Genomic DNA, 3,816 nt, shown 5'->3' with positions numbered 1-3,816 from the left:
TGAAGAATGTATGGAATTAGCCTCTTGCTTTAGAATATTGATTAGCGACTCTCGAGAGAGTTCTGGATTGCTTCGCTCCGCTCGCAATGACGGCGCGAAGAATGTAGCCAAAACTTTAAAGGGTGCGTCATTGCATTATTATGGCGGACCGTCCGTTCAATGCGGGTAGGAGCCGACAGCGGCCAACGCGGAATGGCAAGAATCGGCGGAAAGCGGAAGGCCCTGAACGCCGCCGAAAAGGCTGCCTGGCGCCAGGAACAGAAATTCGGTGTCGGGCTTGCGAACTGGTGTGCCTGGCGGGAAGCGGAAGCTCGCCGACGACCCGGCTTGATCGGCGTGGCGCTGGGCGCGTGACTTTGGTGGAACGGGAAGAACTCATGTCGCCTCCGGCAGGCCTTGCATGACACTCCCCTTCACCGGCCGCGAGGCAAAAGTGCGCCAGACCAACAGCCAAGTCAGGCGCTCCCTGCGGTTCCACGGCATGAGCGACAGGCAGCGCGCCAAGGTGCAATATCCAAACAAAACCTGGGCCAGCGTGCCGATCGCCGGAATCCAATAGAGCCAGCGCAGAACCGGCAGGAACGCCAACAGCAGCAGTCCCGCATAGGCGATGCGGACCTGCGTCGGAAAGGCGGCAAAGGCGCCGGTCAGCCAGCGAAAATGGACGATCTGCGCGAGGCTGAGGGCGATCGCCAGAGCGAAGGCGACCCCATGGCCGGCAAGCCCAAGGAAGAGCAGGATGTCGGTCACCACCCAATACCACCAGCTGAATTCCCGATAGTCGATCATTCCGACCTCCTTAATCGGTTAAAAGCTCAAGGTCGCCGCTCCGCCCATGATCAACTCATGCACGGCGCTCGCTCCGGCGACGACCACGCCGTCGACAAGGTCTTCCTGGGCGTAGCCGCGGCTCTTGACACAAGGGGTGCATGCCCAGATTGCGCCCCCACGGGCAAGAAAATCACGCATCATGTCCGCCAGAGGCTCCAGAGGCTTGACATGGGTGGCGTCGGCGGCGCGGCGGCGGGCGATGTCGACGCCGGACCTGGTGAGAAAGATCGAAACCTTCAGGCCAGCCGTCATGCCGCCGAGCGCGATGGTCAGGGCGACGGAGGACAATTCATGGTCGATGCCATGGGTCACCATAACGACGAGATTGCGGACGTCTTGACTCATCGTTGCCTCCGCTCGATTGTCGTTGCATGATAGATTGAGTTTAATTCTCGGCGCGACGCGACGCCATGACCCAGACGCCGCCATATTTGACCGAAACGCCGGCAGACGGGCGCGACCTGCTTTCCGACCTGCTGGGCGGCATGCATCTTTCCGGCGTGGTGCTATTCCGGGCCGAATTCCAGGAGCCGTGGTCGGTTGTCACCCCCGACGGCTGCAACCTCGCCAAAGTCCTGCCCTTTCATACCGAGCACATCATTCCCTTTCACATCGTCGCCGCCGGCGGATGCTGGCTCCGTTTGAAGGACCAGCCGCCGGTCTGGCTTGCGGAAGGCGACGCCGTCCTGCTGCCCTATGGCGACAGTCACGGCCTGTGTGGGCGCGAAGCCGCCGCCGTGGTTGAGGTTGGGAGTTTGCTGCCGCCGCCGCCTTGGGCGGACATTCTGGTGGTCGAACATGGCGGCGCCGGCGCAAAAACATCGATCATCTGCGGCTTTCTGCAATGCGACGAACTGCTGTTTCATCCTTTGCTGCGCTATCTGCCGCGCCTCTTGCGCGTCAGCCCGAACGAGGATTCGGGCGACCGCTGGCTCGGCTTCACGATTCTCCATACGGCGGCGGAGGCGAGCCGTCCTAGCCCCGGTTCACGCAGCATGCTGCCGCGTCTGACCGAATTGATGTTCGTGGAGATATTGCGCGCGCACATTCACGGCCTGTCAGCCGACGACGCCGGCTTGTTCGCAGCGCTAAAGGATCCCGTGGCGGGGGCCGCGCTCAAATGGCTCCATGCCGAGCCGATGAAGGATTGGAGCGTCGAGGATTTGGCGCATCGGGTCGGCGTGTCGCGTAGCGTGTTGACCGAGCATTTCCGGCGCTATCTCGACCAACCTCCGATCCGCTATCTGGCCAAATGGCGGCTGCAATTGGCGGCGCATCAGATGAAGACCGACCATCTTCCCATGAAGGCCATCGCCGACCAATACGGCTTTGAATCGGAAGCCGCTTTCAGCCGCGCCTTCAAACGCTGTTTCGGCCTGCCGCCCCGCGATTGGAGCCAGCGGCAGCCGCGGGTCTGAACATCAGCGGCGAACTGACTGTCTCGTACGCGCCCGTTAATGATGCGCCTTGACCGCTCCCGTTCTCAAACTAGCCATTCGGCCGAATTCCGCTTACCGCCCGTTGGCGACATAATCTCTCTGACCCGAAATTTCCGCCTCGGGTCACGAATACGCGTTCAACCGGAGCCGGGAAAGTCCGCTGACGACGGTGTTCCAGCCATTGCCAGAAAAGCTTGAAAGACGCGTTTGAGCCGAGCGCGGACGTTGTTGGAAATGCCGCTGACGGCCCACGAGCGTTTTGGCTCAGCCGCTATATGTGGCGCCATGGGCAAGAACCGGATAGGCGCTGTCCAATGATCGGGTTTAGTTCGGTCGAAGGCGCGAAATCGTGAAATCTGCTTACCGCACGCTTACCGCAATGGCGCGTAGCAGGTGGCGAGCATCCGGATTGTGTCGCAACTATTTGATTTTATTGGTGCGGTTGCAGGAGTCGAACCCGCGACCTACTGATTACAAATAAGTATGTCTATTTTGACAAATAGCGACAGCTTGTGCGCGGACCCGACATAACCGTTGCATATTTTGATGAATTGTCGCATACCAACTGACATGAGGCGACACGATGCGTCTCGTTAGGTCCGCTGGAGGGATCCGCGAGAGGTCCGCGGACCCGGAGCGGACCCGAGGCGCAGTTAGGGACGGGCGATGAAACTTACGCAGCGTAGGATCGACGCGCTCGAATGTCCGGCTAACCGGCGCGACATGATGGTTTTCGATGATGAACAGCCGGGCCTGGGCGTTCGCGTGACAGTGAGTGGCGGGAAGTCCTTCCTGGCCCAATACACACTTGCGGGGGCGAAACGGCGGGTTCCCCTTGGTTCATGCTCGGCGATTTCCCTCGCCAGCGCTCGCGAGGCGGTGCGTGCGATCCTTGGCGATGTGGCGAGGGGGCGTGATCCGGCAGGCGAGCGGAAGGAAGCCGCCGCCGAGACAAAGCGGAAGGCCGCCCATGTGGCTTTGTCGCTCGACGCTCTCCTTAAGCATTGGGAAGCCATTCACCTTGCCGATAAACGCCAATCCTATGCGTCAGAGTCGGTGCGCGCCGTACGGTTCGCATTTGAGAAGCAATTGCAAGCCCCCGCTGCCGATCTTGACCGTATGGACGTCGTGCGCGTACTGGACGCGCTCTCGAAGCAAGGAAAGGCTGCAATGGCGGCGCGGACGGCAGCTTATGGCCGCGCTTGCTATCAGTGGGCGGTAAAGCGCGGGTCGATTACCGCGAACCCTTTCGCAAACCTTCCCCTCGCCGCGGTAGAAAAGCGCGAGCGTGTTTTGACGGACCAGGAGTTGCGCGCTGTCTGGCTAGCGACCGCTGGCCCCGGCTCGTTCAATGCGATCGTCCGAATGCTCATGTTGACGGGCCAGCGGCGTGAAGAAGTCGCCGGAATGACTTGGGTCGAAGTCGCCCCAGACCTATCGACTTGGACCATTCCTGCCAGCCGCGCCAAAAACGGCGTTGCGCACGTCGTCCCGTTGAACCCTCAGGCGCAAGCGATCCTTGCCGCGGCTACCCGGCTGGAGCCTA

4 protein-coding genes and 1 tRNA gene are annotated in these 3,816 nt (G+C 61.1%); 2 read left to right on the top strand and 3 right to left on the bottom strand.

Going from position 1 to position 3,816, the window contains the following annotated elements; all coding sequences use genetic code 11:
- Window positions 1–375: 375 nt before the first annotated feature.
- Together ACLP2E_RS20095 and ACLP2E_RS20090 are read right to left on the bottom strand one after the other, a co-directional pair.
- The gene (locus tag ACLP2E_RS20095; protein WP_442462659.1) at window positions 376–789 is read right to left on the bottom strand and encodes a hypothetical protein; all 414 of its coding nucleotides are present in this window, start codon (window positions 787–789) and stop codon (window positions 376–378) included.
- Between the two features lie 18 nt (window positions 790–807).
- Entirely contained in the window at window positions 808–1,176 is a 369-nt protein-coding gene (locus ACLP2E_RS20090; protein ID WP_442462658.1) for a DsrE family protein, read from the bottom strand.
- 65 nt (window positions 1,177–1,241) lie between these two features.
- On the opposite strand from ACLP2E_RS20090, the gene ACLP2E_RS20085 reads away from it, so the two are divergent.
- Window positions 1,242–2,249, top strand: a complete 1,008-nt coding sequence (locus tag ACLP2E_RS20085) for an AraC family transcriptional regulator (protein WP_442462657.1) — start codon at window positions 1,242–1,244, stop codon at window positions 2,247–2,249.
- Between the two features lie 459 nt (window positions 2,250–2,708).
- Here ACLP2E_RS20085 and ACLP2E_RS20080 read toward each other — a convergent pair.
- Window positions 2,709–2,806 (bottom strand) — tRNA-Thr (locus ACLP2E_RS20080).
- 130 nt (window positions 2,807–2,936) lie between these two features.
- Between ACLP2E_RS20080 and ACLP2E_RS20075 the strand changes: the two genes are divergently transcribed.
- Window positions 2,937–3,816 (top strand): tyrosine-type recombinase/integrase (locus ACLP2E_RS20075; protein WP_442466914.1); only part of this gene is annotated, 880 nt, incomplete at its 3' end.

This window comes from Rhodoblastus sp. (assembly GCF_052145335.1).
In the GTDB taxonomy this organism is placed as follows: Bacteria; Pseudomonadota; Alphaproteobacteria; order Rhizobiales; family Beijerinckiaceae; genus Rhodoblastus.
The sequence above is the reverse complement of the archived record's forward strand: the minus strand, read 5'-3'. Positions and strand labels throughout refer to the sequence as shown.

What these genes read in the sequence shown, in the direction of transcription:
- ACLP2E_RS20095 (WP_442462659.1), bottom strand. Translation starts at nt 789, where the DNA reads ATGATCGACTATCGGGAATTCAGCTGGTGGTATTGGGTGGTGACCGAC.
- ACLP2E_RS20090 (WP_442462658.1), bottom strand. Translation starts at nt 1,176, where the DNA reads ATGAGTCAAGACGTCCGCAATCTCGTCGTTATGGTGACCCATGGCATC.
- ACLP2E_RS20085 (WP_442462657.1), top strand. Translation starts at nt 1,242, where the DNA reads ATGACCCAGACGCCGCCATATTTGACCGAAACGCCGGCAGACGGGCGC.